This is a genomic window from Rubrivivax rivuli, assembly GCF_004016505.1.
Taxonomy (GTDB): Bacteria; Pseudomonadota; Gammaproteobacteria; order Burkholderiales; family Burkholderiaceae_C; genus Rubrivivax; species Rubrivivax rivuli.
The window spans coordinates 74,655-100,812 of record NZ_SACR01000002.1 but is presented as its reverse complement, the minus strand read 5'-3'; the positions used below and the strand labels follow the sequence as shown (position 1 = coordinate 100,812).

Annotated in this window: 29 protein-coding genes; 19 read left to right on the top strand and 10 right to left on the bottom strand. The window is 70.6% G+C overall.

Annotation, left to right across the window (positions count from 1 at the left end; all coding sequences use genetic code 11):
• Nucleotides 1-16 precede the first annotated feature (16 nt).
• Nucleotides 17-640, top strand: a complete 624-nt coding sequence (eda, locus tag EOE66_RS05100; protein ID WP_128227610.1) for a bifunctional 4-hydroxy-2-oxoglutarate aldolase/2-dehydro-3-deoxy-phosphogluconate aldolase — start codon at nucleotides 17-19, stop codon at nucleotides 638-640.
• A gap of 8 nt (nucleotides 641-648) precedes the next feature.
• Here eda and rarD read toward each other — a convergent pair whose 3' ends face one another.
• The gene (rarD, locus tag EOE66_RS05095; protein WP_128227609.1) at nucleotides 649-1,521 is read right to left on the bottom strand and encodes an EamA family transporter RarD; all 873 of its coding nucleotides are present in this window, start codon (nucleotides 1,519-1,521) and stop codon (nucleotides 649-651) included.
• A 110-nt stretch (nucleotides 1,522-1,631) separates the two neighbouring features.
• Here rarD and EOE66_RS05090 point away from each other — a divergent pair, with 110 nt between their 5' ends.
• Both EOE66_RS05090 and EOE66_RS05085 read left to right on the top strand, forming a co-directional pair.
• A complete protein-coding gene (locus EOE66_RS05090) occupies nucleotides 1,632-1,901 on the top strand; it encodes a MoaD/ThiS family protein (RefSeq protein WP_128227608.1) in 270 nt (89 codons plus the stop codon).
• 26 nt (nucleotides 1,902-1,927) lie between these two features.
• A complete protein-coding gene (locus EOE66_RS05085) occupies nucleotides 1,928-3,025 on the top strand; it encodes a WD40/YVTN/BNR-like repeat-containing protein (protein WP_128227607.1) in 1,098 nt (365 codons plus the stop codon).
• Between the two features lie 7 nt (nucleotides 3,026-3,032).
• On the opposite strand, the gene EOE66_RS05080 is transcribed toward EOE66_RS05085, so the two are convergent.
• Both EOE66_RS05080 and EOE66_RS05075 read right to left on the bottom strand, forming a co-directional pair.
• On the bottom strand, nucleotides 3,033-3,449 hold the full coding sequence (locus tag EOE66_RS05080) for a YchJ family protein (protein ID WP_128227606.1): 417 nt from the start codon (nucleotides 3,447-3,449) through the stop codon (nucleotides 3,033-3,035).
• The gene (locus EOE66_RS05075; protein ID WP_245478915.1) at nucleotides 3,446-4,267 is read right to left on the bottom strand and encodes a helix-turn-helix domain-containing protein; all 822 of its coding nucleotides are present in this window, start codon (nucleotides 4,265-4,267) and stop codon (nucleotides 3,446-3,448) included. Before EOE66_RS05075 ends, EOE66_RS05080 begins: the two co-directional genes overlap by 4 nt.
• A gap of 219 nt (nucleotides 4,268-4,486) precedes the next feature.
• On the opposite strand from EOE66_RS05075, the gene EOE66_RS05070 reads away from it, so the two are divergent.
• From EOE66_RS05070 to EOE66_RS05030, 9 genes are all read left to right on the top strand, one after another.
• Nucleotides 4,487-4,921: a YiaA/YiaB family inner membrane protein gene (locus EOE66_RS05070; RefSeq protein ID WP_245478957.1), complete on the top strand. Its 435-nt coding sequence runs from the start codon at nucleotides 4,487-4,489 to the stop codon at nucleotides 4,919-4,921.
• Between the two features lie 74 nt (nucleotides 4,922-4,995).
• Nucleotides 4,996-5,421, top strand: coding sequence for a hypothetical protein (locus tag EOE66_RS05065; protein WP_128227604.1), 426 nt, complete (start codon nucleotides 4,996-4,998; stop codon nucleotides 5,419-5,421).
• Nucleotides 5,422-5,443: 22 nt separating this feature from the next.
• The gene (locus EOE66_RS05060; RefSeq protein ID WP_128227603.1) at nucleotides 5,444-6,244 is read left to right on the top strand and encodes a DUF2145 domain-containing protein; all 801 of its coding nucleotides are present in this window, start codon (nucleotides 5,444-5,446) and stop codon (nucleotides 6,242-6,244) included.
• Nucleotides 6,241-7,494: an amidohydrolase family protein gene (locus tag EOE66_RS05055; RefSeq protein ID WP_128227602.1), complete on the top strand. Its 1,254-nt coding sequence runs from the start codon at nucleotides 6,241-6,243 to the stop codon at nucleotides 7,492-7,494. The genes EOE66_RS05060 and EOE66_RS05055 overlap by 4 nt, the downstream gene beginning before the upstream one ends.
• 29 nt (nucleotides 7,495-7,523) lie before the next feature.
• Nucleotides 7,524-9,461, top strand: coding sequence for an MFS transporter (locus tag EOE66_RS05050; RefSeq protein WP_128227601.1), 1,938 nt, complete (start codon nucleotides 7,524-7,526; stop codon nucleotides 9,459-9,461).
• Between the two features lie 75 nt (nucleotides 9,462-9,536).
• A complete protein-coding gene (locus tag EOE66_RS05045) occupies nucleotides 9,537-10,028 on the top strand; it encodes a hypothetical protein (protein WP_128227600.1) in 492 nt (163 codons plus the stop codon).
• Entirely contained in the window at nucleotides 10,025-10,963 is a 939-nt protein-coding gene (locus EOE66_RS05040) for a DUF2145 domain-containing protein (protein WP_245478914.1), read from the top strand. The genes EOE66_RS05045 and EOE66_RS05040 overlap by 4 nt, the downstream gene beginning before the upstream one ends.
• 333 nt (nucleotides 10,964-11,296) lie before the next feature.
• Complete coding sequence (gene imuA / locus EOE66_RS05035; RefSeq protein ID WP_128227599.1) at nucleotides 11,297-12,037, top strand: translesion DNA synthesis-associated protein ImuA; 741 nt, start codon at nucleotides 11,297-11,299, stop codon at nucleotides 12,035-12,037.
• Nucleotides 12,038-12,086: 49 nt separating this feature from the next.
• On the top strand, nucleotides 12,087-13,685 hold the full coding sequence (locus EOE66_RS05030; protein ID WP_128227598.1) for a Y-family DNA polymerase: 1,599 nt from the start codon (nucleotides 12,087-12,089) through the stop codon (nucleotides 13,683-13,685).
• 51 nt (nucleotides 13,686-13,736) lie between these two features.
• Here the strand turns inward: EOE66_RS05030 and EOE66_RS05025 are convergent, their stop codons facing one another.
• From EOE66_RS05025 to EOE66_RS05015, 3 genes are read right to left on the bottom strand one after another with little or no spacing between them, the layout of a single operon-like run.
• On the bottom strand, nucleotides 13,737-14,291 hold the full coding sequence (locus tag EOE66_RS05025; RefSeq protein ID WP_128227597.1) for a GNAT family N-acetyltransferase: 555 nt from the start codon (nucleotides 14,289-14,291) through the stop codon (nucleotides 13,737-13,739).
• Nucleotides 14,292-14,311: 20 nt separating this feature from the next.
• Nucleotides 14,312-14,998, bottom strand: coding sequence for an alpha/beta hydrolase (locus EOE66_RS05020; protein ID WP_245478913.1), 687 nt, complete (start codon nucleotides 14,996-14,998; stop codon nucleotides 14,312-14,314).
• Entirely contained in the window at nucleotides 14,998-16,206 is a 1,209-nt protein-coding gene (locus EOE66_RS05015) for a tryptophan--tRNA ligase (protein WP_128227596.1), read from the bottom strand. Before EOE66_RS05015 ends, EOE66_RS05020 begins: the two co-directional genes overlap by 1 nt.
• Before the next feature lie 121 nt (nucleotides 16,207-16,327).
• Here EOE66_RS05015 and purN point away from each other — a divergent pair, with 121 nt between their 5' ends.
• Nucleotides 16,328-16,954, top strand: coding sequence for a phosphoribosylglycinamide formyltransferase (gene purN, locus EOE66_RS05010; RefSeq protein WP_128227595.1), 627 nt, complete (start codon nucleotides 16,328-16,330; stop codon nucleotides 16,952-16,954).
• Between the two features lie 10 nt (nucleotides 16,955-16,964).
• On the opposite strand, the gene EOE66_RS05005 is transcribed toward purN, so the two are convergent.
• Nucleotides 16,965-17,222, bottom strand: a complete 258-nt coding sequence (locus EOE66_RS05005; protein WP_128227594.1) for a DUF1653 domain-containing protein — start codon at nucleotides 17,220-17,222, stop codon at nucleotides 16,965-16,967.
• Nucleotides 17,223-17,243: 21 nt separating this feature from the next.
• Between EOE66_RS05005 and EOE66_RS05000 the strand changes: the two genes are divergently transcribed.
• Together EOE66_RS05000 and EOE66_RS04995 are read left to right on the top strand one after the other, a co-directional pair.
• Nucleotides 17,244-18,503, top strand: coding sequence for an RsmB/NOP family class I SAM-dependent RNA methyltransferase (locus EOE66_RS05000; protein ID WP_128227593.1), 1,260 nt, complete (start codon nucleotides 17,244-17,246; stop codon nucleotides 18,501-18,503).
• Nucleotides 18,504-18,661: 158 nt separating this feature from the next.
• Nucleotides 18,662-19,885: a DesA family fatty acid desaturase gene (locus EOE66_RS04995; RefSeq protein ID WP_128227592.1), complete on the top strand. Its 1,224-nt coding sequence runs from the start codon at nucleotides 18,662-18,664 to the stop codon at nucleotides 19,883-19,885.
• 64 nt (nucleotides 19,886-19,949) lie between these two features.
• Here EOE66_RS04995 and EOE66_RS04990 read toward each other — a convergent pair whose 3' ends face one another.
• Nucleotides 19,950-21,125 carry an HD-GYP domain-containing protein gene (locus tag EOE66_RS04990; protein WP_128227591.1) on the bottom strand — a complete coding sequence of 392 codons (1,176 nt, stop codon included), beginning with the start codon at nucleotides 21,123-21,125 and terminating at the stop codon, nucleotides 19,950-19,952.
• Between the two features lie 22 nt (nucleotides 21,126-21,147).
• Nucleotides 21,148-21,693, bottom strand: a complete 546-nt coding sequence (locus EOE66_RS04985; protein ID WP_128227590.1) for an NUDIX hydrolase — start codon at nucleotides 21,691-21,693, stop codon at nucleotides 21,148-21,150.
• 130 nt (nucleotides 21,694-21,823) lie between these two features.
• Here EOE66_RS04985 and EOE66_RS04980 point away from each other — a divergent pair, with 130 nt between their 5' ends.
• The 3 genes from EOE66_RS04980 to pgeF are packed head-to-tail and all read left to right on the top strand — an operon-like array spanning nucleotide 21,824 to nucleotide 23,963.
• Entirely contained in the window at nucleotides 21,824-22,516 is a 693-nt protein-coding gene (locus tag EOE66_RS04980) for a fumarylacetoacetate hydrolase family protein (protein WP_128227589.1), read from the top strand.
• 30 nt (nucleotides 22,517-22,546) lie between these two features.
• Nucleotides 22,547-23,179, top strand: a complete 633-nt coding sequence (gene maiA / locus EOE66_RS04975; RefSeq protein WP_128227588.1) for a maleylacetoacetate isomerase — start codon at nucleotides 22,547-22,549, stop codon at nucleotides 23,177-23,179.
• Nucleotides 23,169-23,963 (top strand): peptidoglycan editing factor PgeF, encoded by a 795-nt coding sequence (gene pgeF / locus EOE66_RS04970; protein WP_310733091.1) that lies wholly within the window; start codon nucleotides 23,169-23,171, stop codon nucleotides 23,961-23,963. The genes maiA and pgeF overlap by 11 nt, the downstream gene beginning before the upstream one ends.
• On the opposite strand, the gene EOE66_RS04965 is transcribed toward pgeF, so the two are convergent.
• A complete protein-coding gene (locus EOE66_RS04965) occupies nucleotides 23,895-24,188 on the bottom strand; it encodes a hypothetical protein (RefSeq protein WP_128227587.1) in 294 nt (97 codons plus the stop codon). The genes pgeF and EOE66_RS04965 overlap by 69 nt on opposite strands.
• Before the next feature lie 251 nt (nucleotides 24,189-24,439).
• On the opposite strand from EOE66_RS04965, the gene phaC reads away from it, so the two are divergent.
• Entirely contained in the window at nucleotides 24,440-26,059 is a 1,620-nt protein-coding gene (phaC, locus tag EOE66_RS04960; protein WP_164885038.1) for a class I poly(R)-hydroxyalkanoic acid synthase, read from the top strand.
• Nucleotides 26,060-26,158 lie beyond the last annotated feature (99 nt).

Sequence of the window (26,158 nt, the reverse complement as noted above, 5' to 3'; positions counted from 1 at the left end):
CCCACAGGCTGTGAACATGAACACCCTCGAACTCGCCGACCACGGCCCCGTCATCCCCGTCATCGTGCTGCACCGCGTGCAGGACGCCGTGCCCATGGCCCGCGCGTTGGTCGAAGGCGGCGTGAAGGTGCTGGAGGTGACGCTGCGCACGCCGGCCGCGCTGGCCTGCATCGAGGCCATCGCACGCGAGGTGCCCGAGGCCATCGTCGGCGCCGGCACGCTGCGCGTGGCGGCTGACGCGCAGGCCGCGAAGAACGCCGGCAGCCGCTTCGCCGTGAGCCCGGGCTACACCGCGGCGCTGGGCGCGGCCTGCCGTGAGGCGCAGTTGCCGCTGCTGCCCGGCGTGGCCAGCGCCAGCGAGGTGATGGCCGCCATGGCCGACGGCCTGCAGTTCCTGAAGTTCTTCCCGGCCACGGCGGCCGGCGGCATCCCCATGCTGAAGGCGCTGGCGGGGCCCTTCCCGGACATCGCCTTCTGCCCCACGGGCGGCATCACGGTGGAGACGGCGCCGCAGTTCCTGGCGCTGCCGAACGTGAAGGTGTGCGGCGGTTCGTGGCTGACGCCGCAGGCCGCGGTGGACGCGGGCGACTGGGCGCAGATCACACGCCTCGCGAAAGCGGCTTCGGCGCTGCGCGCCTGAGGGCGGCCTCAGCGCTGCGCGCCTGAGTGCTTCCAGGCGTCGGCGCTCACCAGCGCCAGCCCGGCCCAGATGAAGACGAAGCCGATCAGCTTGGCCTGGCCGAAAGGTTCGTGGAAGAGCCACACGCCCAGCAGCAGCTGCAGGCTGGGCGAGAGGTACTGCACCAGCCCCAGCGTCGCGAGCTTCAGGCGCCTTGCGCCGGCCGCAAAACACAGCAGCGGCAGCGCCGTCAGCGGGCCTGACAGCAACAGCCAGCCGATCTGCGAGTTGGGCCCGGTGAGCAGCACGCCGTCGCGCGTGAAGGTCCACCACAGCAGGGCCGGGATCACCACCGGTGCCAGCAGGATGTTCTCCAGCGCCAGGCCTTCCAGCGCGCCCAGCGGCGCCGTCTTGCGCAGCAGGCCATAGAGGCCGAAGCTGCAGGCCAGCGCCAGCGCGATCCACGGCAGCCGGCCGCCCTGCCAGGTGAGCCACACCACACCGCAGGCCGCCAGCGCCACCGCCGCCCACTGCAGCAGGCGCAGCCGCTCGCGCAGCACCAGCACGCCCAGCAGCACATTGACCAGCGGGTTGATGAAATAGCCCAGGCTGGCCTCCACCACATGGCCGGTCTGCACGGCCAGCACGTAGACCATCCAGTTGCAGGCCAGCAGCAGCGCGCTGAAGCCGAAGAGCGCCACGCGCTTGGGCTGGCGCAGGTTCTCGCCCAGCCAGGCCCAGCGGCCTTGCCAGGCCAGCACCAGCAGCACGAAGCCCAGCGACCATACCGAGCGGTGCAGCACCACCTCCAGCGGCGGCACCTTCGCGATGAACTGGAAGTACAGCGGGAACAGCCCCCAGATGCCGAAGGCGAGGGCGGCGTAGGCGAGACCGGGGTTCATGCAGGCTTCATGGGAGGGGGCGGATTGTGGCAGCGCCAGCCGGCGCCACCTGCCGCGCCCGCGACAACCCTGGTGACGGCCGCCTTCGGCCGGTCCATCATCACCGCCCCATGGCCCGTGTCGTCTTCACCCCGCAGCTGCGCCGCTTCACGGCCACGCCCGAAGTGAGCACCGCCGCGGCCACGCTGCGCGCGGCGCTGGAAGACGCCTTTGCCGCGAACCCGCAACTGCGCGGCTACGTGCTCGACGACCAGGGCCACATGCGCGTGAACGTGGTGGCCTTCATCGACGGCCGCCGCTGCGACGACCGCGTGGGCCTGAACGACCCGCTGGGCCCCGAGAGCACGGTGCACGTGCTGCAGGCGCTGAGCGGTGGCTGAGCTTCCACTGCCGAGGAGACGCCGAGATGGACACACGCGCCTGGGTCGCCACCCGCAAGGGCCTGTTCGAGCTGCAGCGCAGCGATGCCGCGGCCACCGATTGGCGCATCGTGCGCCACAGCTTCCTCGGCGAGCCGGTGACCATGCTGCTGCCGCCGAGTGCCGACCCCCAAGGCCGCATGCTGGCGGCGCTGAACCTGGGCCACTTCGGCGTGCACCTGCACCGCAGCGAAGACGGCGGTGCCACCTGGGCCGAGGTGGCCGCGCCCACCTACCCGCCGCAGCCGCCGGAAGACAAGGGCTTCGCGTGGAAGCTGGTGCTGCTGTGGGCGCTGGAAGCCCAGCGCACGGAGGAGGGCAGCACGCTGTGGGCCGGCACCATCCCCGGTGGCCTCTTCCGCAGCAGCGATTGCGGCAGCAGCTGGCAACTGGTCGATGCGCTGTGGAACCGGCCCGAGCGCGCCGGCTGGTTCGGTGGTGGTTACCCCGAGCCGGGCATCCACTCCATCTGCACGCACCCGCAGCGGCCTGATGAACTGCTGGTGGGCCTGAGCTGCGCCGGCGCCTGGGTCACGCGCGACGGCGGGGCGAACTGGTTCATCCAGGCCAGCGGCATGCGCGCCGACTTCATGCCGCCCGAGCAGGCCGAAGACCCCAACGTGCAAGACCCGCACCGCATCGTGCGCTGCACGGCGCAGCCCGAGGTGCTGTGGTGCCAGCACCATGCCGGCATCTGGCGCAGCACCGACAACGCCGCCAGCTGGCAGCAGATCGAGGCGCCTGTGTCGAGCTTCGGTTTTGCGGTGGCCGTGCACCCGCACGATGCCGACACCGCCTGGTTCGTGCCCGCCATCAAGGACGAGAAGCGCGTGCCGGTGGACGGCGCGCTGTGCGTCAACCGCACACGCGACGGCGGCCAGACTTTCGAGACGCTGCGCACCGGCCTGCCGCAGCAGCACGCCTACGACCTGGTGTACCGCCACGGGCTGGACGTGTCGTCCGACGGCCGCAGCCTGCTGATGGGCAGCACCACGGGCGGCCTGTGGGCCAGCAGCGATGGCGGCGAGAGTTGGCACACCGTCTCGCTGAACCTGCCGCCGATCGCGGCCGTGCGCTTCGGCTGAGCAGGCCTTAAAGCAAGTCGCCGTCGACGTAGAACCAGCGCCCGTCTTCGCGCACGAAGCGGCTGCGTTCGTGCAGCCGGTGCGCGCGGCCGCCGAGCTTGCTGCGCGCGACGAACGTCACTTCGGCACTGTCGGCGCCCGTGATGCGGTGTTGCTTCACCTCCAGCCCCAGCCAGCGCAGGCCGGGCTCGAAGTTGAAGGGTTCGGCCGGCCGCGTGCGCGGGTGCCAGGTGGCGAGCAGGTAGGCCGCGTCTTCGCGCACGTAGGCGCTGTAGCGGCTGCGCATCAGCGCCTCGGCCGTGGGCGCCTGCAGGTGCAACTCGCCGCCATGCCAAGGGCCGCAGCAGGCGGGGTAGGGCAGGCCGCTGCCGCAAGGGCAGGGCTCGGTGGGGGCTGTGGCTGAGGCGGGGGCAGTCGGCTTCATCCACGCAGTGTGCCGCGCCGGCCGGCCCGCACCACGGTGCTGGGCAGGGGCATGGCGGCCAGCGCGCTGTTGCCTGCTTCAGGCGGCTCGCGCAGCTGCTCGCGGAAGGGCGCGAACAGCCACGAGCGCATGCCCACCAGCACCGTGAAGGCCTGCTTCTCGGTGCTGGGCAGCTTCTGGTTGCCCAGGTGCTGCTGCGAGAAGTCTTGCGCCAGGCGCTGCAGGCGTTCGTTGAAAAGCGCGGCTTGGGCTGGCGTCACCTGGCCGTGCACCAGCATCAGCAGTTCGCCGGCGCCGTCGAAGCCGCCTTCGAAGTAATCGGCCACCGCGTGCTGGCGGAAGAACTGCATCACCGGCCCGTGCGGGCGCCAGCGGAAGGTCTTGTCGATCTTCAGCCGGTAGCGGTTGTTCGCGCGCAGCTCGATGAAGCCCAGCTTGTCCAGCGCCAGCAGGCAGCCCACGGCCTGCGGCTTGCTGAGGGTGTAGGTCTGCACGATCTGCTCCAGCGTCCAGCCGCTCAGCGTGCAGATGGCCGTGAGCAGCAGCTTGGGGTCGGCCACCACGGCGCGCTCCTGCTCCAGCGTCAGCTCGCGCCGCGGCGGGCTGGCCAGGGCCACTTCGCGGGCCAGCTCGGCGAAGTCCATCTTCAGCACGGCCAGCACCTCGTCGATGCGCGACAGCGGCATGTCGGCCTTGGCAAACATGCGCTTGACGCTGCTCTCGGCCAGGCCCAGCTCGCGCGCGACATCGGCATAGGTCAGGCCGGCGCGGCGCAACTCGGCCTTCAGCACGGTGATGAGGTCCTGGCTGCTGCTCATGGCAGTCTTCCTTCAAAAAGTATCGCCAAACGATACCGGAAGTGCGATGAGGTGCCACGTCTCTTGGGGTGATGGATACCGAAGGCCGGCATCGGCAGGATGCGTTCCGTGTTCAACGAAACCCCCGCTGCCATGCAAACCGCCACCACCGCTTCAGCCCCCACGGCCCCCACCGCGCACATCGCCCACCACCCCAGCCGCCAGCGCGTTGCCACCGTCATGCGCAGCGACACCAAGGCCTGGCGCGTGCAGGTGTGGGTGAGCTTCGCCACCGCGGTGGCCTTGTGCGGCACGGGCCTGGCCTGGCTGCCGGGGCAGGACCTGGACCGCGCCTTCATGGTGATGGGCTACCTGTTCACGCTGTCGGCGGCTTTTGCCGTCAGCAAGTACGTGCGTGACAACGAAGGCCGCCGCGTCGACACGCCGATGTGGGGCCTGGTGGTCTGGGGCGGCTTCGCGCTGGCGATGGGCCTGACGGGCTGGGGCCTGTGGCGCATGGAGATCAACCCGACCTACAAGGCTTTTCTCGCGGTGAGCTGGCTCTTCCTCATCAGCAGCGTGTTCACGCTGGCCAAGACGCTGCGCGATGCCCACGAGTTGGCCTTGCACAACGCCCGCCACGGCCGTGACGCTGCCGACGACGCGAACGCCTGAAACCCCGCCCCGCCTGCGCCTGTTCCGTGCCTGTTGCCCCTGGAACCCTGTTGCTTCAACCTGAGGACCTCGACATGAAAAAGCTTGCCTTCACCCTCGCCCTGGCCGCCGCGCTGGCCGGCACCACCTTCACCGCCCCGGCCCACGCCCAGCGCGACACCATGGCCTCGGAGCTCAGCGCCCTCTCGGCGCTGCCGGTGGCGGTGTCGGTGGTCGCACCGGCCGTGCTGCTGTCCACCGGCGCCGTGTTCACCGTGGTGGCGGTGGAAGCCACCTCTCGCGGCACCGTGTGGGTGCTGGAGCGCGCCAGCGACGGCGCCCGCGCCAGCCTCACGCTCAGCGGCGCGGTGGTGGGCGGCGCCTCGCTCGTGGTGGGCGCCAGCGTGGTGGCCGTGGCCAGCACGGCCGGCTGGGTGATCTCGGCCGCCGGCAAGGCCATCGCCTTCATCCCCAACGAACTGGGCCGCGCGCTGCTGCACAACGAACGCATCACCTACTGATCAAGCGCTGAACGCCACCGCCATGAAGCTCACCACCCTCCTCACCACCCTGGCCCTGGCCGCCACGCTGGCCCTGGGCGCTGCCCCGGCCCAGGCCGGCCGCAGCTGCGAAGCGCGCCAGCCCGACACCACCGCCGTCGTGCGCGGCCTGAACCTGGCCGAGCGCACGGCCCGCGCGCTGGACGCCAGCGGCGCCGAGGTGGTGGTGCTGGCGCGCGCCGGGCAAGACCTCTCGAAGTACCGCCTGCGCTGGAGCCACCTGGCCCTGGCCTACAAGGAGACCACCGACACCGGCACGCGCTGGCGGGTCGTGCACAAGCTCAACCAGTGCGGCAGCGCGCGCGCCGATCTGTACCGCCAGGGCCTGGGCGAGTTTTTCCTCGACGACCCGCACGAGTTCGCCGCCGCCTTCAGCGTGCTCTCGGCCGAGGCGCAGCAGAAGCTGCACACGCTGCTGCATGACAACTTCAACGTGCAGAAGCTGCACCAGCCGGCCTACAACATGGTGGCCTACCCCTGGGCGCAGCAGTACCAGCAGAGCAACCAGTGGGTCATCGAGACCCTGGCCATGGCCATGGACGGCCGCATCCAGAACCGCGACCGCGCCCAGGCCTGGCTGCGGTACCAGGGCTACGAGCCCAGCGTGCTGCGGCTGGGCGCGTTGACGCGCCTCGGCGCCCGCGTGAGTGCGGCCAACGTCGCCTTCGACGACCACCCGAACGAGAAGCGCTACAGCGACCGCATCGAGACCATCACCGCCGATTCGGTGTTCGACTGGCTGCCCCGTGCCGGCCTCGGCCAGCGCCTGCAGGAGGTGCGATGAACCTCGGCCGCCGTCACGCCCTGTGTTGCGGCGCCGCTTTGGGCGCCGGGCTCTTCACCAGCTTGATGAGCCCGCCGGCCCGGGCCGCGCTGCGCAACCCCTGCCGCGGCGCGCTGCCGCCTGCGCTGGCGCAGCACCCGATGGTGCTGCAGGCCTTCGAGGGCATCGACGCCGCACGGCTGGTCGACACCCACGCCCACCTGCTGGGCAATGGCGACAGCGGCAGCGGCTGCACGGTGCACGCGTCCATGCACCAATGGTGGCGGCCCACCGAGGTGCTGCGCCGCCGCGCCATCCTCAACGCGGCCTGCGTGGCGGCCGATGCACCGTCCATCGACCGCGCCTACGTGCAGCGCCTGCAAGAACTGGCCGCGGGCTTCCCGACGGGCGCGCGCTGGTGGCTCTACGCCTTCGACCGCGCGCACGACAACGCCGGCCGGCCCGATGCCGAGCACACCACCTTCCACGTGCCCAACGCCTATGCCGAGCGCATCGCGCGTGAGAACCCGGGCCGCTTCGACTGGGTGGCCTCGGTGCACCCCTACCGCGAAGACGCCGTGCCGACCCTGGCCGCCGCGCTGGACGCCGGCGCCGTGGCGCTGAAGTGGCTGCCCAGCGCGATGAACATCGACCTGGCCGATGCCCGCTGCAAGCCCGTGTACGAGCTGCTCGCCCGGCGCGGTGTGCCCGTGGTGGTGCACTGCGGTGAAGAGAAGGCCGTGCCCGGCGCCGAGCAAGACGCCTACGGCAACCCGCTGGCGGTGCGGGCGCCGCTGGCCCTGGGCGTGCGCGTGATCGTGGCGCACTGCGCCTCGCTCGGCCGCGCGCGCGACACCGATCGCCGCAACGCGCCGCTGGTGCCGGCCTTCGACCTCTTCGCGCGGCTGATGGACGAGCCGGCGCACCGCGGCCTGCTTTTCGGCGACCTGTCGGCCGTGTTCCAGCGCAACCGCGAGCCCGCCGTGTGGCAGGCCGTGCTGCAGCGGCGCGACTGGCACGCCCGGCTGCTGCACGGCAGCGACCACCCGCTGCCCGGGCTGATGCCGCTGTTCTCGCCACCGGCGCTGGTGAAGGCCGGCCTGCTGGCCGAGGCCGACGTGCCGGTGCTGCAGGCCGTGCGCGAGCACAACGCGCTGCTGTTCGACTTCATGCTCAAGCGCCGGCTGCGTTGGCAGGGGCAGGGCCTGCCAGCGGCGGTGTTCGAGGGGGCGGCCTTGTCACCGCGCCCCGCTACAGTCAGCGGCGGCTGAGCCGTTTCGCCACCCACCCGAGGAAGACCGTGTCGACCCCGTCCAGCATCACCGCAGCGCCCGGCCCCGCGCCGCACGAGCACCCCAACCAGTTCGCGCTGCTCGGCCAGCGCCGCTTCGGCCCCTTCTTCTGGGTGCAGTTCCTCGGCGCCGGCAACGACAACCTCTTCAAGTTCGCCTTCACCGTGCTGGTCACCTACCAGCTGCAGGTGAGCTGGCTGCCGCCGGCCATGGCCGGGCTGGTGATCGGCGCGCTCTTCATCCTGCCCTTCGTGCTGTTCTCGGCCACCAGCGGGCAGCTGGCGGACAAGTACCCGAAGGAGGTGCTGATCCGCTTCGTCAAGAACCTCGAGATCGCCATCATGGCGCTGGCCGGCTGGGGCTTCGTGGTGCAGCACGTGCCTGTGCTGCTGGCCTGCGTCTTCCTCATGGGCCTGCACAGCACGCTCTTCGGCCCGGTGAAGTTCGCCTACCTCCCGCAGCATCTGAACGAGCGGGAACTCACAGGCGGCAACGGCATGGTGGAGATGGGCACCTTCGTGGCCATCCTGCTGGGTCAGGTGGCCGGCGGCCTGCTCATCGCCATCCCCGGGCAGGGCGGCATGTACGTGGCCATCGGCTGCGTAGCCGTGGCCGTGCTGGGCCGCGCGATGGCGCAGGCCGTGCCCGTGTCGCCGGCCACCGACCCCGGCCTGCAGATCAACTGGAACCCCTTCACCGAGACCTGGCGCAACCTGAAGCTGGCGCACGGCAACGTGGTGGTGTTCCGCTCGCTGCTGGGCATCAGCTGGATGTGGTTCTTCGGCGCCGTGTTCCTCAGCATGTTCCCGGCCTTCGCGCGCGACGTGCTGCACGGCAACGAGCAGGTGGCCTCGCTGCTGCTGGTGGTGTTCTCCATCGGCATCGGCATCGGCGCGCTGCTGTGCGAGGTGCTCTCCAAGCGGCACGTGGAGATCGGCCTCGTGCCGCTGGGCGCCATCGGCATGAGCGTCTTCGCCATCGACCTCTACTTCGCCGCGCGCGGCCTGGCGCCTTCCAGCGGCTACACGCTGGCGGCCTTCGTGGCCCAGCCCGCGCACTGGCGCGTGATGGCCGATCTGGCGCTGCTGTCGCTGTTCGCGGGCATCTACAGCGTGCCGATGTACGCGCTGATCCAGTTGCGCAGCCAGCCCACGCACCGCGCGCGCATCATCGCGGCCAACAACATCCTGAACGCGCTGTTCATGATCGTCAGCAGCCTGGGTGTGGGCGCTCTGCTGGCGGCGGGTTTCACCATCCCCGAGGTCTTCCTGGTCGTGGGCCTGCTCAACGCGGTGGTGGCCGGCTACATCTTCCTGCTGGTGCCCGAGTACCTGCTGCGTTTCATCGCCTTCATCCTCACGCGCTGCATCTACCGCTTCCAGGTGCGCGGCGACGAGCACATCCCGGTGCAGGGCGCGGCCATCCTCGTGTGCAACCACGTCAGCTTCATCGACGCCGTGGTGCTGATGGCGGCCAGCCCGCGGCCCATCCGCTTCCTCATGGACCACCGCATCTTCGCCATTCCCGTGCTGGGCTGGCTGTTCCGGCTGGGCAAGGCCATCCCCATCGCGCCGCAGAAGGAAGACCCGGCGGCCTACGAACGCGCCTTCGTGCAGGCGCGTGCCGTGCTGGACGAGGGCGACCTGCTGGCCCTCTTCCCGGAAGGCGGCATCACGCGCGACGGCAGCCTGGGCGAGTTCAAGGGCGGCGTGATGAAGATCCTGCAGACCCACCCGGTGCCCGTGGTGCCGATGGCACTGCAGAACCTGTGGGGCAGCTTCTTCAGCCGCATCGAAGGCGGCACGGCGATGGTCAAGCCCTTTCGCCGCGGCCTCTTCAGCCCGGTGGGCCTGGTGGCCGGGCCGGCGGTGCCGGCGGCCGAGGCCAGCCCGGCACTTCTTCGCGAACGTGTGGCCGCGCTGCTGTCGGCGGGCCCCGGCAGGTAGCGCCTGCTTGCAAAGCCCGCCAAGGCCTGCGATACCATGTACTTGAAACCTCTTTTGATGAAGGGACGACGTTCCATGACGACTCAGACCTCCCGCACCCCGTCGCCGCTGGCGCGTGCCACCGCCCTGGCCCTGCTGCTGGGCGCCTTCGCCGCGGCACCGGCACTGGCCGGCAGCTCGGCTTCGTCGGCCTCGTCCGACAGCGTCTCCACCTCGGTGGGCAGCAGCTCCACGTCCATCCAGACCTCCAGCGACAGTTCCAGCGGCGACAACAAGGTCGCCGAGGGCGATTACCGCGTCATCGAGGTGGCCGAGGCCCCGGCCCGTGCCGACACCGTGCGCCTGAAGCTGCACGCCGTGGCGGCCGACGCCAAGCAGGGCGAGTTCTTCCTCTACATGCCCAAGGAAGCCTACGAGCAGAGCCGTCTGGGCCAGGGCAGCGTGGTCACCGCCCGCGCCCGCGCCTACGGCCTGGAATTCGCGAACGCGCGCGCCCAGAAGCCCTTCTTCCTGGTGCTGGCCGACGAGTGGTTCCGCGAACTGCAGACCAAGATCGTCCGCCTTTGATCCGCGCGGCCCTGGCCGCGCTGGGCCTCGCGGCTGCGCTGTGCAGCCCGGGAGCCCAGGCCACCTCGCTGCGCGCCTGCGATCCGCCCGACAACCTCACGGCGGAGCAGAAGGACAAGATCTTCACCTTCGGCGCGGTCATCAAGACCGAGCTCGAGAAGTCGGGTGTGCGCCTGGCGCTCATCGCCCGCGCTGGTCTCGACCTCGGGCGGTTTGGCGTGCGTTATTCGCACGCCGGCTTCAGCCTCAAGCACAGCCCCGACACGCCCTGGGCCATCCGGCAGCTCTACTACGCCTGCGACGAGAAGCAGCCGCACATCTTCGACCAGGGCATGCTTGGCTTCCTGCTGGGCATGAACGAGCCCTCACGCGGTTTTGTTTCGGTGCTGCTGCTGCCCGAGGCCGAGGCCGCGGACATCGAGCGCGCTGCGCTCGACAAGAACCAGGCGCTGCAGCTGCTGGGCGCCACCTACAGCGCCAACGCCTACGCCTTCAGCCAGAAATACCAGAACTGCAACCAGTGGGTGGCCGAGGTGCTGGCCGCGGCGCGCGGGGGCCTGCTGCAGGGCCCGGGGGCCGCAGCGCCGGCACCGCAGCCCCCCTTGCCGCCTTTGCGTGAACGCGCCCAGGCCTGGCTGAAGGCCCAGGGCTACACCCCCAGCGTCATCGATGTGCGCTGGCGCCCGCTGATGTGGGGCACGGTCTTCGTGCCCTGGCTCAACAACGACGACCACCCGCCCGAAGACCAGGCGCAGGCGATCTACCGCGTCAGCATGCCGGCGGCCATCGAAGCTTTCCTGCGCCAGCAGGTGCCCGGCGCGCAGCGCCTGGAGTTCTGCCACACCGAGCGCCACGTGGTCGTGCGCCGCGGCTGGACACCCATCGCCGAGGGCTGTGTGCCCGAAGAGGGCGACACGGTGGTGCCGCTGGGCTGAGGGCGTTTTTCGCGGTCGGCCAGGATCCCGCCACTTGCCGAAAATACTGTATAGACGTACAGTATTTTCGTGGTCCTTCCGCCTGTTGCCCCGTCTTTGCCCTTGTCGCCGGTTGCGCCTGTTCGCCCACCGGGCGGTGGGGTGCGCCGCCTGCGTGGTCCTGGGGGTTTGCCGGCGGCCTTGTCCGGCGGGCGGGGGGCGCCCCCCGGGGGACAGGCGGGGCTGTTTGCCGATGACGAGCCGGCCCCGCTGTTGCCACGGCCACAGCAGCCACCGTCCGCCCCCACGCCGCCCTGCGTGGAGCCCGTGGCCCCGCCCGGCCCCGCCCCCGGCTTGTTGCTGCCCCCTGCGCCTGAAACCCTGCACCCGGCCCTGTGGCGCGCGCACCAGCTGGGCCGGCCCGTCGGCGCCGGCCTGCCCAGCGGCTTTGCCGCGCTCGACGCCCAGCTGCCCGGCGGCGGCTGGCCGCTGGGCGCGCTGACCGAGTTGCTGCTGCCGCACGAAGGCCTGGGCGAACTGCGCCTGCTGGCCCCCGCGCTGGCCGCGGTGCAGGCGCAGCAGCGCTGCGTGATGTGTTTCGACCCGCCGGCCTCGCCCTGCGCCTGGGCGCTGTCGGCCCTGGGCCTGGATTTGCAGCAGCTCGTGCTGCTGCGCGCCCGGCAAACGCTGAAAGGCCCGGCGCGCAGCCGCCTGCCGGCGCCTGACGTGCTGTGGGCGCTGGAGCAGGCGCTCAAGAGCGGCCACGTCGGTGCCGTGCTGGCCTGGCTGCCGGCGCGGCTGCCGGCCGATGCGCTGCGCCGCCTGCAATTGGCCGCGCAGTCGCATGACGGCCCGGTGTTCCTGGTGCGCGATGCCGCGCTGCGCCACCAGCCCAGCGCCGCGCCGCTGCGCCTGGCGCTGGCCGGCGCGGGCGCCGACCGCCTGCGCGTGGCCTTGCTCAAGCGCCGCGGCCCGCCCCTGGCCCAGCCGCTGGTGCTGGCGCTGCCGCCGGTGCTCTCGGGGCCGGCTGCGGCGCGCGCGCAGCGGGCCGTGGCGGCGCCCATGGGCGCCACGGCCGCGGTGTCGCCGCGCTGAGCGGCCGCGCTGTCGCTGCTGACCGTGCTGTCTGCCTGGAAGCTGCCTGATGCTGTGGTGGGCCCTGCACCTGCCGGCCTTGTCGCTGGAGGCCTTCATCGCCACGCTGCCGCCCGAGCAGGCCGCGCGGCCGGCGGCGCTGGTGGCCGCGCACCGCGTGGCCGTGGTCAATGCCGAAGCCGCGGCCTGCGGCGTGCGCGTGGGCATGAAACGCGCCACCGCGTTGGCGCTGGCCAGCGATCTGCTGCTGGCCGAAGCCAACGCCACGCGTGACGCCACCGCGTTGCGCGCCGTGACCCACACCGCGCTGGCCTACACCCCGGCCGTCACGCTGCAAGACCGCCAGACCGTGCTGATGGAGGTGCAGGGCAGCCTGCGCCTCTTCGGCGGCGCGGCCGGCCTGCAGCAGCGCCTGGCCGCCGCGCTGGCGCCGCTGGGCCACCGCGTGCAGATGGCCGCGGCGCCCACCGCGGTGGGGGCGGGTCTGCTGGCGCGCTGGTACCCGCAGCCGGGCGGTGCCAACGCAGCCGCGCCAGAGGGCGCTGCCGCAGCGAACCTGCTGCACGGCCCGCACAGCACCGACCTCACCGCGCTGCAGGCGCTGCTGGCCGGCGCACCGGTGTGGCTGCTGGGCCCGGGCCGCGAGCACTGGGAAGCGCTGCAGGGCATGGGTCTGCACACGCTGCACGATCTGCAGCAACTGCCGCGTGCCGGTCTGGCGCGTCGCTTCGGCACCGAGGTGCTCGACGAGCTCGACCGCGCCCTCGGCCAGCGCGCCGACCCGCGGCGCTGGCTCACTCTGCCCACCGTCTTCGAAAGCCGGCTCGAACTCTTCGCGCGCGCCGAAACCACCGAGCAGGTGCTGCATGGCGCCGGCGTGCTGCTGGCGCGGCTGCTGGCCTGGGCGCAGGCGCGGCAGGCGCGCGTGGGCGGCTTCACGCTGCGCATGCGCCACGAGCGCCAGCGCCAGGTGCTGCAGCCGCCCACCGAGCTGGCGGTGGCCCTGGCCGACCCATCGGCCGAACTCGGCCACCTGCAGCTGCTGCTGCGCGAGCGGCTGGCGCGCGTGGTGCTTACCGCACCCACGCTCGAGCTGCAGCTGCACTGCCAGCAGCTGGTGGCCGGTGAGGCGCCCAACGGCGAACTTTTCCCCACCCGCGCCGGGCAGGCCGAAGGCCTGGTGCGCCTGCTGGAGCGCCTGCGCGCGCGCCTGGGCGACGACCAGGTGCTGCGCCTGCAGCCCGTGGCCGACCACCGCCCCGAGTGCGCCACCCGCACCGTGCCCGCACAAGGCGGCGCAGGGGCTGCCGCCGGGGATGGGCCGGCCGATGCTCACCTGCAGGCCACCCTCGCGCTGGCCCAGGCGCAGGCCCACGGCCTGCTGCCGCTGCATCGCCCCACCTGGCTGCTGCCGCAGCCGCAGCCCCTGAGCGAACGCGACGCCGTGCCCTGGCTGCAGGGCCAGCCGCTGCAACTGCTGAGCGGCCCCGAGCGCATCGAAACCGGTTGGTGGGACGGCGAACCCGCCACGCGCGATTACTACATCGCCCAGACGCGTGAAGGCGCGCTGCTGTGGCTGTGGCACGCGCGCCTGCCCAGCGCCGACGAGGCGGCGCCGCGCTGGTTCCTGCAGGGGCGCTTTGGGTGAGGCGCGCCGAAGCGCTGGAAGGCGGGCCTGGAGCCCGCCCTGGAGTCCAGCCTAAAGCCTGATGACGAAACGCAGCCCCGGCCCGCCGCCAAAGGCCTCGGGCTTGGTGAAGCGCTCCAGCAGCTCGCCGCCATTGGCCGTGATGACCCGCTGCGATGGCGCGTTGTCGACGTCGGTGGTGAGCTCCACCTCGCGCAGCCCGAAGCCGCGCGCCAGCGGCAGCAACTGCGCCAGCGCCTGCGTGGCGTGCCCGCGGCGCTGCTGCCAGGGCACCACGGCATAGCCGATGTGGCCCAGCACGTGCGGCGGCATCGGCCCCAGGTCGCGCGGCCAGCGCAGGTTGATGCTGCCGCAGAAGCCTTCGTCGCTCCACATCCAGCGCACGATGCCGGGCAGGCGCTGCACCTGGCTGCCGTCGGGCAGCTTCACCGGCGGGCCCAGGGCCTCAGGGTCGTGCGTGACGGCGAGAAAGGCCGCGGCATCGGCCGCGATGTCGGCCAGCTGCTCTTGCGCCGCCTCGGGCCGCGTGGTGTTGGGCGACCAACCGCGAGACAAGGCCTCGCAATAACCGGCCAGGTGCTCGGGGGCGGGGCGGACGAGCTGCATGCCGGGCTTGCGGTGAAGCTTCAGGCGGGCTGCAGCACCTGCAGCAGCCAGCGCTGCAGGTCGCGCACTTCTTCGATGCACACCGAGTGCTGCATCGGGTAGTCGTGCCAGTCCAGCGGCTGGCCCAGCGCCTGCAACTGGTCGCGCGCGGCAGCACCCCGGGCCAGCGGCACCACGGGGTCGCTGCGGCCGTGGGCCAGGAACAGCGGCGTCAGCGCGTTGGCGTCGTGGCGCTCGGCTTCCAGCGCGGCGGCCAGCGGCATGTAGCCGGACATGCCCACCAGCCCCGCCAGGCGCTGGCCGTAGCGCAGGCCAGCGCCCAGCGTGATGGCGCAGCCCTGCGAGAAACCGCCGAGCACGATACGGTTGGCAGGCACGCCACGCGCCACCTCGCGGTCGATGAGCGCGTGCACTTGCGCAAAGCTCTCGCGCAGACCGCCTTCGTCTTCGCGCCGAACCAGATCGGTGCCGAGGATGTCGTACCAGGCGCGCATGCGGTGGCCGCCGTTGATCGTGACCGCTCGCTCGGGCGCGCGCGGGAAGACCCAGCGCACCGGGCCCACGGCGGCCAGCTTCATCTCGTCGGCGAAAGACAGGAAATCGGTGCCGTCGGCGCCCAGGCCGTGCAGCACGATGATGGTGGCCCGCGGCTCGGCGCCGGGGTGCACTTCGAAGGTCTGCAGCGCGTCCATCAGTAGTTCAGGCATCAATAGTTCAGGCCCATCGCGGTGCGCACGTCCTTCATGGTCTGGCGCGCCACCGTGCGCGCGCGCTCGGTGCCCATCTCCACGATCCAGTGCACCTGCTTGGGGTTGGCCAGGTACTGCTCGGCGCGCTCGCGCCACGGGGCCTGCTCCTTCACGATGGCGTCGATCACCGGCTGCTTGCATTCCAGGCAGCCGATGCCGGCGCTCTTGCAGCCCTGCTGCACCCATTCGTGCGTGGGCGCGTCGGTGTAGACCTTGTGCAGCTGCCACACCGGGCAGCGCGCCGGGTCGCCGGGGTCGGTGCGGCGGGCGCGGGCCGGGTCGGTGGCCATGCCTCGCACCTTGCGCGTCACCTCGGCCGGCTCTTCGCGCATGAGGATGGCGTTGCCGTAGCTCTTGCTCATCTTCGCGCCGTCCAGGCCGGGCAGCTTGCTGGTTTCGGTCAGCAGCGCCTGCGGCTCGGTGAGCACGCTCTTGCCGCTGCCCTTGAGGTGGCCGAGCAGCAGTTCGCTGTCGTCAGGCGTCCAGCCTTCCACCTGCGCGGCGGCCTTGTTGACCATGCCTTCGCCCTTGGCCAAGGCCTCGGGGCTGCCGGTCTCGCCGAATGCCTTGCGCTGCTTCTCGAAATAGCGCGCGTCGTCCTTGGGCAGCTTGGCCAGCGCCGCGGCCACCTGGGCCTCGAACTGGCTGCTGCGGCCGTAGAGGTTGTTGAAGCGGCGCGCCACCTCGCGCGTGAGCTCGACGTGGCTGCTCTGGTCTTCACCCACGGGCACGTGGTTGGCCTTGTAGATCAGGATGTCGGCGGCCTGCAGCAGCGGGTAGCCGAGGAAACCGTAGGTCGCGAGGTCGCGGTCCTTCAGCTTCTCCATCTGGTCCTTGTAGGTGGGCACACGTTCCAGCCAGCCCAGCGGCGTGCCCATGGCCAGCAGCGTGAAGAGCTCGGCGTGCTCGGGCAGGCGGCTCTGGATGAAGAGCGTGCACTTGTCGGGGTCCAGGCCGGCGGCGATCCAGTCGATCACCATCTCGTAGACGAACTTCTCCATGACCTCGCGCTCTTCGTAGTGCGTGGTCAGGGCGTGCCAGTCGGCCACGAAGAAGAAGCACTCGTGCTCGTGCTGCAGGCGCACCCAGTTCTTCAGGGCGCCGTGGTAGTGGCCGAGGTGCATGGCGCCGGTGGGGCGCATGCCGGAGAGAACGCGTGATCGCATGGTGGGCTACCGGGCTAGCGGGCAAAAGAGGCTGGCGGGGAAGGCCGCGATTGTCTCAGCAAGCCACGGCGCGGCGCAGGCGCCCGCCTACACTCCCGGCCGCTGCCAGCCGACCACCGCCATGAAACGCATCGTCATCCTCATCTCGGGCCGCGGCTCGAACATGGAAGCCCTCCATCAGCGCTGCACCGAGCAGGGCTGGCCGGCGCAGGTGGTGGCCGTCATCGCCAACCGCCCGCAGGCCGGCGGCCTGGCCTGGGCGGCCGAGCGCGGCATCGCCGCGACCTGCGTGGACCACAGGGCCTACCCCCAGCGCGAAGCCTTCGACGCCGCCCTGGCCGCCGCCATCGATGCCCACGCGCCCGACCTCGTGGTGCTGGCCGGTTTCATGCGCGTGCTGGGCGCTGATTTCGTGCGCCGCTATGAAGGCCGGCTGCTGAACATCCACCCTTCGCTGCTGCCGGCCTTCCCGGGCCTGCACACGCACCGGCGCGCGCTGGAGGCCGGCTGCAAGGCCGTGGGCGCCACCGTGCACTTCGTGACGCCCGAACTCGACCACGGCCCCATCGTGATGCAGAGCGTGGTGCCGGTGCTGCCCGGCGACGACGAGCAGAAGCTGGCCGCGCGCGTGCTGGCCACCGAGCACGTGATCTACCCGCTGGCCGTGCGCTGGTTCGTGGAAGGCAAGCTGCGCGTGGAGAACGGGCTGGTGATCCAGGCCGACGGTGCTTCGCAGGTGTTGATGTAGGGCCGCGCCCTCAGTCGCCGATGCGGGTGAAGCGCGGCTGTACGCGGCCGTCGATCGTCACCGTCTCGAAGAACATCGCGTAAGGCCGCACCCAATCGCCGCTCTGGTTGTAGAGCGGCCGGTAGAGCACCAGCGGCTCCAGTGTCTCGCTGTGGCGCACCACGCCCAGCAGTTGGTACTCGCCGCCCTTGTGGTGGCGGTAGCGGCCGGGCGGGGCGGCGGGCAGCGGTGGCAGATCTTCCGAGGCGACGTGGGTGGGCGGGTTCATGCCGGGCAGGATAATCCGGCGATGCATCCGAAAGCCCTTGTCGACCTGAGCACCGAGCTGCTGCGCGCCGTGCTCAAGCTCGACCAACCCGCCGATGGCGTGGTTTCTGCCTTTTTCCGCCAGCACCGTGCCCTGGGCTCGCGCGAGCGCCACGCGCTGGCCGAAACCGCCTACACCGTGCTGCGCCAGCGCCTGCTGTTCCAGAACCTGGCGCAAAGTGGCACCGGCCCGCTGGAGCGCCGCCTGGTGCTGCTGGCTTGGCAAGGGACGCCCAACTACCTGCTGGCCGCTACCGAGGCGCATGAACAGGCCTGGCTGGACAAGATCCGCCAGATCGACCCCGCCACCCTGCCCGAGAAGCAGCGCCACAACCTGCCCGACTGGCTGGCCGCGCCGCTGAAGGACACGATGGGCGACGACTTCTGGCCCCTGGTGCAGGCCTTGAACGAGGCCGCGCCGTTGGACCTGCGCGTCAACGTACTCAAGGCCAAACGCGACGAGGTGCGCCAGGCCTTGGCCGATGCCGGCCTGGCCGCCGAGCCCACGCCTCATTCGCCCTGGGGCCTGCGCCTGCACGGCAAGCCTGCGCTGCACAAGCTGGACGTCTTCACCCGGGGCCTGGTGGAAGTGCAGGACGAGGGCAGCCAGCTGCTGGCGCTGATCACCGACGCCAAGCGTGGCGAGATGGTCGTCGATTTCTGCGCCGGCGCCGGTGGCAAGACCTTGGCGCTGGGGGCGGCCATGCGCAACACGGGGCGGCTGTACGCCTTCGACGTCTCGGGCCACCGGCTGGACGCCTTGAAGCCGCGCCTGGCACGCAGCGGCCTGAGCAACGTGCACCCGGCGCAGATCGCCCACGAGCGCGACGACCGCATCAAGCGCCTGGCCGGCAAGATCGACCGCGTGCTGGTGGACGCGCCCTGTTCCGGCCTCGGCACCCTGCGCCGCAACCCCGACCTGAAGTGGCGCCAGAGCCCCAAGGCGGTGGAAGAACTGCAGGCCAAGCAGACCGCCATCCTGGCGAGTGCCGCGCGCCTGCTGAAGCCCGGCGGCCGGCTCGTCTACGCCACCTGCAGCCTGCTCGCGGCCGAGAACGAGGCCGTGGCCGAGGCCTTCACGGCCGCCAACGCTGCTCAGTTCGAGGTGCTGCCGGCCTTGCAAGCCCTGGAAGCCGCCCGCGTGGAAGCGCCGGCCCCGTTGGTGGCGGGCCCATACCTGCGCCTGTGGCCGCACCGGCACCAGACCGACGGCTTTTTTGCCGCGGCCTGGCAAAAGCGTTGAAATCAGGCGCTTCTGTCGCCATCTGATTTGATCTGGCGCAGGGTTTTGCGTCTTGGGCCGCGTTTGCGGGGTGTTGGCTACGCATAAACCGCAGCACGCGAGGCGTCGCCCCCCTACAATCAGTCGGTAACTTTTAAGCAGTCCCCAAGGAAAAGCTGATGGATCAACTGTGGCAGGTGCACGACGCGGTCGTCCAAATGCTTTCGCACGGCTTGCTCGAAGCGAGCTGGTGGCAAGTGCTGCTTTACACGCTGGTGACCACGCACCTCACCATCTGCGGCGTGACGATCTTCCTGCACCGCGCCCAGGCACACCGCGCGCTGGAACTGCATGCGATTCCTTCGCACTTCTTCCGTTTCTGGCTGTGGATCGGCACCGGCATGGTCACGAAGGAATTCGTGGCGGTGCACCGCAAGCACCACGCCAAGTGCGAGACCGAAGAAGACCCGCACAGCCCGCAGGTCAAGGGCCTGAAGGCGCTGCTGCTCACGGGCGTGGAGCTCTACCGCGTCGAAGCCAAGAACAAGGAAACCGTGGCCAAGTACGGCCACAACACGCCTGACGACTGGATCGAGCGCAACCTCTACACCCGCTACTCGTGGCAGGGCGTGGGCCTGATGCTGATCCTGAACCTCACGCTGTTCGGTGCCATCGGCGCGGCGGTGTGGGCTGTGCAGATGGCCTGGATCCCGGTGATGGCCACCGGCATCATCAACGGCATCGGCCACTACTGGGGCTACCGCAACTTCGAGGCGCCCGACGCCTCCACCAACGTCTCGCCCTGGGGCGTGCTGATCGGTGGCGAAGAGCTGCACAACAACCACCACACCTACCCGACCTCGGCCAAGTTCTCCGTCAAGCCTTACGAGTTCGACGTGGGCTGGATGTACATCCGCGCCATGGAGAAGGTGGGCCTGGCCCGCGTGAAGAAGGTGCCGCCCAAGCTGGAACTGGGCACCGCCCGCCCGGTGGCCGACGGCAAGACGCTGGAAGCCGTGATCGCCAACCGCTACGAAGTGATGGCGCGTTACGCGAACGAGCTGAAGGCGGCCGTGGGCAGCGAACTGGCCCGCCTGCAGGCCCAGGGCGCGCAGAACAGCGCGCGCTTCCGCAACCTGCGCGTGGCCAAGACCTGGTTGCACCGCGACGACGACAAGATCCCTCAAGGGGTGAAGCCCACGCTGCAAGAGGCGCTGGGCGAAAGCCCGCAGCTGGCCAAGTTGGTGGCCATGCGCGAAGAACTGCGTGCGCTGTGGACGCGCACCGGCGTCAGCGCCGAGCAGCTCGTGGCCGACCTGCAGGCCTGGTGCCGCAAGGCCGAAGAGAGCGGCATCGCCGCGTTGCAAGAGTTCTCGATGAAGCTGCGCGCCGCGCACGCCTGAGTCGGTTCCTGCCTCCGGAAGAAGCCCGCGTCAGCGGGCTTTTTTCATGGGGCGGGCGCGAGCCTCAAACCTGCGCGATGCCCGCGTACTCGGCCTGGCGCTGCAGATCGGCGCTGGAGTCGCTGTAGGCGATGGCGACGGCCTGGAAGTTGTCCTGCACGGCGAGAAAGGCGTCGACCACGTCGGGGTCGAAGTGCCGGCCGCGGGTCTGCTGGATGATGTGCGTGGCCTGTTCGTGGCTCATCGCCTCCTTGTGCAGGCGACGGCTGATCAGCGCGTCGTACACGTCGGCCAGGGCCATCAGCCGGCCCGACAGCGGGATGGCGCTGCCGGCCAGGCCTTCGGGGTAGCCGCTGCCGTCCCACTTCTCGTGGTGCGAGTAGGCGATTTCCTTGGCCACGTTGAGGTAGTCGACATCCACGCCGAGCTTGCGCTTGGCGTTGGCGATGGCGTCCCGGCCCAGCGTGGTGTGGGTCTTCATGATCTCGAACTCTTCCGGGCTGAGCCTGCCGGGCTTGAGCAGGATGCGGTCGGGGATGCCGGCCTTGCCGATGTCGTGCAGGGCCGCCGCCCGGAACATCAGGTCGATGTGCGTGGAGGTCAGCGAGGCCGCCAGGTGCGGCAGCGTCGACAGACGCCAGCCCAGGGCCTTGACGTAGTACTGCGTGCGGCGGATGTGGTTCGAGCTCTCGGTGCCGCGCGTTTCGGCCAGCGTGGCCATCACCAGCGTGGTGACGTCCTGGATGGCCTGCAGCTGCGCCGTGCGCAGCGCCAGTTCGTCCTGCAGGCCCTGCAGCCCGGCGCGCGCCGCAGCGGCCACGCGCAGCGCCCGTGCGCGGGCCTGCAGGCGCGCGGCCAGCAGCGCCTCGCCTTGCGGCAGGCCGATGCAGTCGGCAGCGCCGCGCTGCAGCCACTGGGCGGCAGCTGCTTCGTTGGCCGCATCGAGCAACACCACCACGGGCCCCGCGGTCGCGTCGCCGGGCACCGCTTCGCACAGTGCCGCGAGTTCGAGGCCGGGCAGGGCGGCGTCGGCCACCACGAGCGCGGGCTCCAGCCCGGCCACGGCCCGGGCGCGCTGTGCGGCTTGCACATCGGGCAACGCGGCAGGGCCTTCACGCTGCCATTGGACGGTGGCCCAGCCCCGCAGCGCCGCCTGCGCCAGGTTGCAGGCCGGGCCGGGCGCGGCCAGCAGCAGCACGGAAGCGAGTTCTTCAGAAGGGGCAGGGTGGGTCAAGGCCATGGTGAAAGCGGGCCGCAGGTGTTCAAGCGATGTCGCCGGCGTGCACGCCGTAGTGTCCGCTGCGGCGGTCTTCGAAAAAGCGCTCCAGCGTCAGGCGCACGGTGCGGAAGGCGAGTTCGTCCCAGGGTACTTCGTCTTCGCGGAAGAGCCGGGCTTCGATGGTCTCGGGGCCGGGGGCGAGCGTGGTGTCGAGCATGCGGGCACGGTAGAACAAGTGCAGCTGACCGGCACGCACCACGTTCAGCACGCTGAAGAGCGGCTCCAGTTCCACGCGGGCGCCCGCTTCCTCCACGGTCTCGCGCAGCGCGCCCTCCGCCGTGCTTTCGCCAAGCTCCAGGAAGCCGGCCGGCAGCGTCCAGAAGCCGAAACGCGGTTCGATGTTGCGGCGGCATAACAGCACCTGCTCGCCCCACACGGGCACGGTACCCACGACGTTGATCGGGTTCTCGTAGTGGATCTCGCCGCACGCGGTGCAGACGGCGCGCTCGCGGTTGTCGTCGGCAGGCACGCGGTAGCTGACCTCGGCACCGCAGACGCGGCAGTGCTTGATTCGACGGTGCAGGAACATGCAGACCAGTGTACCGGGGCCCCCCTGGCCCTCGGCCCCTGTGGGGAACCCGCGGCGGGCCGGTGGGTATCGCGTGGCATCATCTTCCGACTTCTTCCACGTTGCCTGCGCTGCCGCGCGCCACACCGCCATGAGCTTCGTCTTTCCGCCCTCCGCCCCCGTTGCCGTGCCCGTGGCAGGCGGTGGCAGCCTGCCGGTGCACCGCATCTACTGCGTGGGCCGCAACTACGCCGATCACGCGGTGGAGATGGGCTTCACCGGCCGCGAGCCCCCCTTCTTTTTCATGAAGCCTGCCGATGCCATCGTGGCGGTGCCGGACGGCGAAACCGGCCACATCGACTACCCCACGCTCACCGCCAACCTGCACCACGAGATCGAGCTCGTGGTGGCCATCGGCACCGGCGGCCGCAACATCGCTGCAGCCGATGCGCCCAAGCACATCTGGGGCTATGCCGTCGGCCTGGACATGACGCGCCGCGACCTGCAGAACGAGATGAAGAAGCAGGGCCGGCCCTGGTGCATCGGCAAGGCCTTCGATCAGAGCGCGCCCATCGGCCCCGTCGTGCCGATCGCGAGCACGGGCGAACTGCTCACCGGCGCCATCACGCTGGCCGTCAACGGCACGTTGAAGCAGCAGGGCGACCTGAAGGACCTGATCTGGAGCGTGAACGAGACCATCGAGCAGCTCAGCGCCGCCTGGACGCTGCAGCCCGGCGACCTGATCTTCACCGGCACGCCGGCCGGCGTGGGCGCGGTGGTGCGCGGTGATGTGATGGAAGGCGCCGTCGCCGGCCTGGGCACCCTGAAGGTGGCGGTGCGGTAAGCACCGCGGGCTGTGGAAAGCGCACGGGCCATGGAGCTCTTCAACTACTTCCGGTCGTCGGCCTCGTACCGCGTGCGCATTGCGCTGGCGCTCAAGGGCCTGGACTACGCCTACCTGCCGGTGCACCTGGCCAAGAGCGAGCAGCTCGGCGAGAGTTATGCCCAGGTCTCGGCCAGCCGCCTGGTGCCGCTGCTGCGTGACGGTGAGGCCAGCCTCACGCAGTCGCTGGCCATCATCGAGTACCTCGACGAGACCCACCCACAGCCACCGCTGCTGCCGGGCACGCCGGCCGAGCGGGCGCGTGTGCGTGCGCTGGCGCTGGACATCGCCTGCGAGGTCCACCCGCTGAACAACCTGCGCGTGCTGCGCTACCTGGTGCGCGACCTGAAGGTCAGCGAAGACGACAAGAACCGCTGGTACCGCCACTGGGTGGAGACGGGCCTGGAGGTGGTGGAACGGCAGCTGTCCGCAGCGCCCGCCACCTTCTGCCACGGCGAAGCGCCGACGCTGGCCGACTGCTGCCTGGTGCCGCAGATCTTCAACGCGCAGCGCTTCAACTGCCGGCTGGACCACGTGCCCCAGGTGATGCGCGTCTTCGACGCCTGCATGGCCTTGCCGGCCTTCGAACAGACCCGGCCCGAGCGCTGCCCGGATGCGGAGTGAGGCTGCGCTGAGCGCCAGCGTGGCCGCGCCGCTGTTGCGGCTCGCCTGGCGGCTGCCCCCTGGCGTGCAGGCCGGCATGAGCACCCGCGACGGCGGCGTGAGCAGCGGCCCGCATGCCACGTTGAACCTGGGCGTGGCCGTGAGCGACGCGCCGGCCGCGGTGGCCGAGAACCGCGCGCGTTTTGAAGCCGCGATGGGCGCGCGCCCGGTGTGGCTGCGCCAGGTGCACGGCAGCAACGTGCTGCACCTGCAGGCTGGCTGTGGCAGCCACCCTGAGACTCCGGCCGATGCCGCGTGGACGCGCGAGCGCGGCATCGCCTGCACCGTGCAGGTGGCCGATTGCCTGCCGGTGCTCTTCGCGCTGCGCGATGGCTCGGCCGTGGCCGCCGCACATGCGGGCTGGCGCGGCCTGGCCGGCGGTGTGCTGGAAGCCACCGTGCAGGCGCTGTGCGCAGGCACAGGCGCAGCCCCTGCCGAGGTGCAGGCCTGGCTGGGCCCGTGCATCGGACCGCGCCAGTTCGAGGTGGGGGCCGAGGTGCTGCAGGCCTTCGGCGATGACCCCGTGCAGCCCGACCCCGGGCGCTTCGTCTACCGCGCGCGGCCCGATGGCACGGCGCGTTGGCTGGCCAACCTGCCGGCGTTGGCCGCGGCCCGGCTGCAGGCGCTGAGCGTGGTGGCCGTCACGGCCGAGGGCGCGTGCACGGTGGAAGACGCCTCACGTTTCTTTTCGTTCCGCCGCGACGGTGTCACCGGCCGCATGGCCGCCGCCATCTGGCGCACCTGAGCCGGCGGCGGCGGCCGCCAGCGCCGCCTCTTCGGCGGCCTCGGCGGCGCGGCGCGCGCGGCGCCGCGCCGGCGTGCCGAAGATGTAGAGGAAGATGGACAGCGGCAGCATCCCGTAGAGCAGGAAGGTGAAGAAGGCGCCGAGCACCGAGCCCTGCGTCGACAGCGCCTCGGCCACGGCCATCATCAGCACGACATAGATCCAGGCGATGGCGATCAAGTACATGTGGGAACCCGCAAAGTGCCGCGGCCGGTGGCGGCTAAAGTGCATACACCGTCATGGCGCCGTCAGCGCTTCGGCGTAGAACGTGAAGTCGTGCCGCCCCGGCGTGGCACCCGCATGGCCAGGAGCGCCCGCCGAGCGCCCAGAAAGACCCAGGAGACACGACCGTGAAGCACAAGCCTAGCGCAGCTTTCCCACCCGCTGCAGCGCCCGTGCAGGCATTCGGGGCTGCCTTCGGGGACATCTTCAAGTCCATGGCGGGCTTGAACTTGCCGGTGCAGCAGCTGGCCGAGATCCAGGCCAACTACCTGAAAAGCGCTGCGGAGGTGTGGAACCAGTCGCTTCACACCCTGCAGGGCGAGGCTGCAGCAAGCCCCAAGGCCTTGGGCGACCGCCGGTTCGGCAGCGAGTGGCTTGGCAACCCGGCCTCGGCCTTCACGGCGCAGATGTACCTGCTGAACGCGCGCACGCTGATGCAGATGGCCGAGAGCGTGGAGGGCGACGCCAAGACACAGGCGCGCATCCGCTTCGCCGTGCAGCAGTGGGTGGACATGGCCAGCCCCAGCAACTTCTTGGCGCTCAACCCCGAGGCGCTGAAGAAGGCCATCGAGACCCAGGGCGAGAGCCTCACCACCGGCATGCACCATCTGCTGCAGGACCTGCAGAAGGGCCACGTCTCGCAGACCGACGAAAGCGTGTTCGAGGTGGGCCGCAACGTGGCCACCACGGCCGGGCAGGTGGTGTTCGAGAACGCGCTGTTCCAGCTGATCGAATACAAGCCCTTGACGGCCAAGGTGCACGAGCGGCCCATGCTCTTCGTGCCGCCCTGCATCAACAAGTACTACATCCTCGACCTGCAGCCCGACAACAGCGTCATCCGCTACACCGTCGAGCAGGGTCACCGCACCTTCGTGGTGAGCTGGCGCAACCCCGACGAGAGCCTGCGCGCCACCACCTGGGACGACTACATCGAAGACGGCGCCATCGCCGCCATTCGAACGGTGCAGGCCATCAGCGGCCAGGAGCGCATCAACACCCTGGGTTTCTGCGTGGGCGGCACCATCCTCTCCACGGCGCTGGCGGTGCTGGCCGCACGGGGCGAGCAGCCGGCGCAGAGCGTGACGCTGCTGACCACGCTGCTCGACTTCGAGAACACCGGCATCCTCGACATCTTCATCGACGAGGCCTCGGTCCAGCTGCGCGAGATGACGCTGGGCCCCGACGCCCCGGGCGGCCCCGGCCTGCTCAAGGGCCAGGAACTGGCCACCACCTTCAGCTTCCTGCGGCCCAACGACCTGGTGTGGAACTATGTCGTCGCCAACTACCTGAAGGGCGAGGCGCCGCCGCCCTTCGACCTGCTGTACTGGAACGGCGACAGCACCAACCTGCCCGGGCCCATGTATTGCTGGTACCTGCGCCACATGTACCTGCAGAACGAACTGAAGCAGCCCGGTGCACTGACCGTGTGCGGCGAAGCAGTGGATCTGGGCGCGATCGAAGCGCCGGTGTTCATCTATGGTTCACGCGAAGACCACATCGTGCCCTGGCCGGCGGCCTACGCTTCGGTGGCGCTGTTCAGCGGCGAGCGACAGTTCGTGCTGGGTGCCAGCGGGCACATCGCCGGCGTCATCAACCCGCCGGCCAAGGGCAAGCGCAGCCACTGGACGAACAACACCGGCTCAGCAAAGCACCCGGCCACCGCCGAGGCCTGGTTCGCCGGCGCCACCGAGCACCCGGGCAGTTGGTGGCCGGTGTGGAGCGACTGGCTCAAGCCGCAGGCCGGCAAGCTCGTCAACGCTCCGAAGAGCGCAGGCAGCGCCAAGTTCAAGCCCATCGAACCGGCCCCGGGGCGCTACGTGCGCGCCAAGGCCTGACATGGAGCCCCCAAGCTCGCTCGCGCTCGCTACCCCCCGAGGGGGCCGCCCGCCGACGGCCCGGCTGAGCCGGTTCCGTGGCGGGGAGCTTGAAGTTTT

What these genes read in the sequence shown, in the direction of transcription:
- eda (WP_128227610.1), top strand. Translation starts at nt 17, where the DNA reads ATGAACACCCTCGAACTCGCCGACCACGGCCCCGTCATCCCCGTCATC.
- rarD (WP_128227609.1), bottom strand. Translation starts at nt 1,521, where the DNA reads ATGAACCCCGGTCTCGCCTACGCCGCCCTCGCCTTCGGCATCTGGGGG.
- EOE66_RS05090 (WP_128227608.1), top strand. Translation starts at nt 1,632, where the DNA reads ATGGCCCGTGTCGTCTTCACCCCGCAGCTGCGCCGCTTCACGGCCACG.
- EOE66_RS05085 (WP_128227607.1), top strand. Translation starts at nt 1,928, where the DNA reads ATGGACACACGCGCCTGGGTCGCCACCCGCAAGGGCCTGTTCGAGCTG.
- EOE66_RS05080 (WP_128227606.1), bottom strand. Translation starts at nt 3,449, where the DNA reads ATGAAGCCGACTGCCCCCGCCTCAGCCACAGCCCCCACCGAGCCCTGC.
- EOE66_RS05075 (WP_245478915.1), bottom strand. Translation starts at nt 4,267, where the DNA reads ATGAGCAGCAGCCAGGACCTCATCACCGTGCTGAAGGCCGAGTTGCGC.
- EOE66_RS05070 (WP_245478957.1), top strand. Translation starts at nt 4,487, where the DNA reads ATGCGCAGCGACACCAAGGCCTGGCGCGTGCAGGTGTGGGTGAGCTTC.
- EOE66_RS05065 (WP_128227604.1), top strand. Translation starts at nt 4,996, where the DNA reads ATGAAAAAGCTTGCCTTCACCCTCGCCCTGGCCGCCGCGCTGGCCGGC.
- EOE66_RS05060 (WP_128227603.1), top strand. Translation starts at nt 5,444, where the DNA reads ATGAAGCTCACCACCCTCCTCACCACCCTGGCCCTGGCCGCCACGCTG.
- EOE66_RS05055 (WP_128227602.1), top strand. Translation starts at nt 6,241, where the DNA reads ATGAACCTCGGCCGCCGTCACGCCCTGTGTTGCGGCGCCGCTTTGGGC.
- EOE66_RS05045 (WP_128227600.1), top strand. Translation starts at nt 9,537, where the DNA reads ATGACGACTCAGACCTCCCGCACCCCGTCGCCGCTGGCGCGTGCCACC.
- EOE66_RS05030 (WP_128227598.1), top strand. Translation starts at nt 12,087, where the DNA reads ATGCTGTGGTGGGCCCTGCACCTGCCGGCCTTGTCGCTGGAGGCCTTC.
- EOE66_RS05025 (WP_128227597.1), bottom strand. Translation starts at nt 14,291, where the DNA reads ATGCAGCTCGTCCGCCCCGCCCCCGAGCACCTGGCCGGTTATTGCGAG.
- EOE66_RS05020 (WP_245478913.1), bottom strand. Translation starts at nt 14,998, where the DNA reads ATGCCTGAACTACTGATGGACGCGCTGCAGACCTTCGAAGTGCACCCC.
- EOE66_RS05015 (WP_128227596.1), bottom strand. Translation starts at nt 16,206, where the DNA reads ATGCGATCACGCGTTCTCTCCGGCATGCGCCCCACCGGCGCCATGCAC.
- purN (WP_128227595.1), top strand. Translation starts at nt 16,328, where the DNA reads ATGAAACGCATCGTCATCCTCATCTCGGGCCGCGGCTCGAACATGGAA.
- EOE66_RS05005 (WP_128227594.1), bottom strand. Translation starts at nt 17,222, where the DNA reads ATGAACCCGCCCACCCACGTCGCCTCGGAAGATCTGCCACCGCTGCCC.
- EOE66_RS05000 (WP_128227593.1), top strand. Translation starts at nt 17,244, where the DNA reads ATGCATCCGAAAGCCCTTGTCGACCTGAGCACCGAGCTGCTGCGCGCC.
- EOE66_RS04995 (WP_128227592.1), top strand. Translation starts at nt 18,662, where the DNA reads ATGGATCAACTGTGGCAGGTGCACGACGCGGTCGTCCAAATGCTTTCG.
- EOE66_RS04990 (WP_128227591.1), bottom strand. Translation starts at nt 21,125, where the DNA reads ATGGCCTTGACCCACCCTGCCCCTTCTGAAGAACTCGCTTCCGTGCTG.
- EOE66_RS04985 (WP_128227590.1), bottom strand. Translation starts at nt 21,693, where the DNA reads ATGTTCCTGCACCGTCGAATCAAGCACTGCCGCGTCTGCGGTGCCGAG.
- EOE66_RS04980 (WP_128227589.1), top strand. Translation starts at nt 21,824, where the DNA reads ATGAGCTTCGTCTTTCCGCCCTCCGCCCCCGTTGCCGTGCCCGTGGCA.
- maiA (WP_128227588.1), top strand. Translation starts at nt 22,547, where the DNA reads ATGGAGCTCTTCAACTACTTCCGGTCGTCGGCCTCGTACCGCGTGCGC.
- pgeF (WP_310733091.1), top strand. Translation starts at nt 23,169, where the DNA reads ATGCGGAGTGAGGCTGCGCTGAGCGCCAGCGTGGCCGCGCCGCTGTTG.
- EOE66_RS04965 (WP_128227587.1), bottom strand. Translation starts at nt 24,188, where the DNA reads ATGTACTTGATCGCCATCGCCTGGATCTATGTCGTGCTGATGATGGCC.
- phaC (WP_164885038.1), top strand. Translation starts at nt 24,440, where the DNA reads ATGGCGGGCTTGAACTTGCCGGTGCAGCAGCTGGCCGAGATCCAGGCC.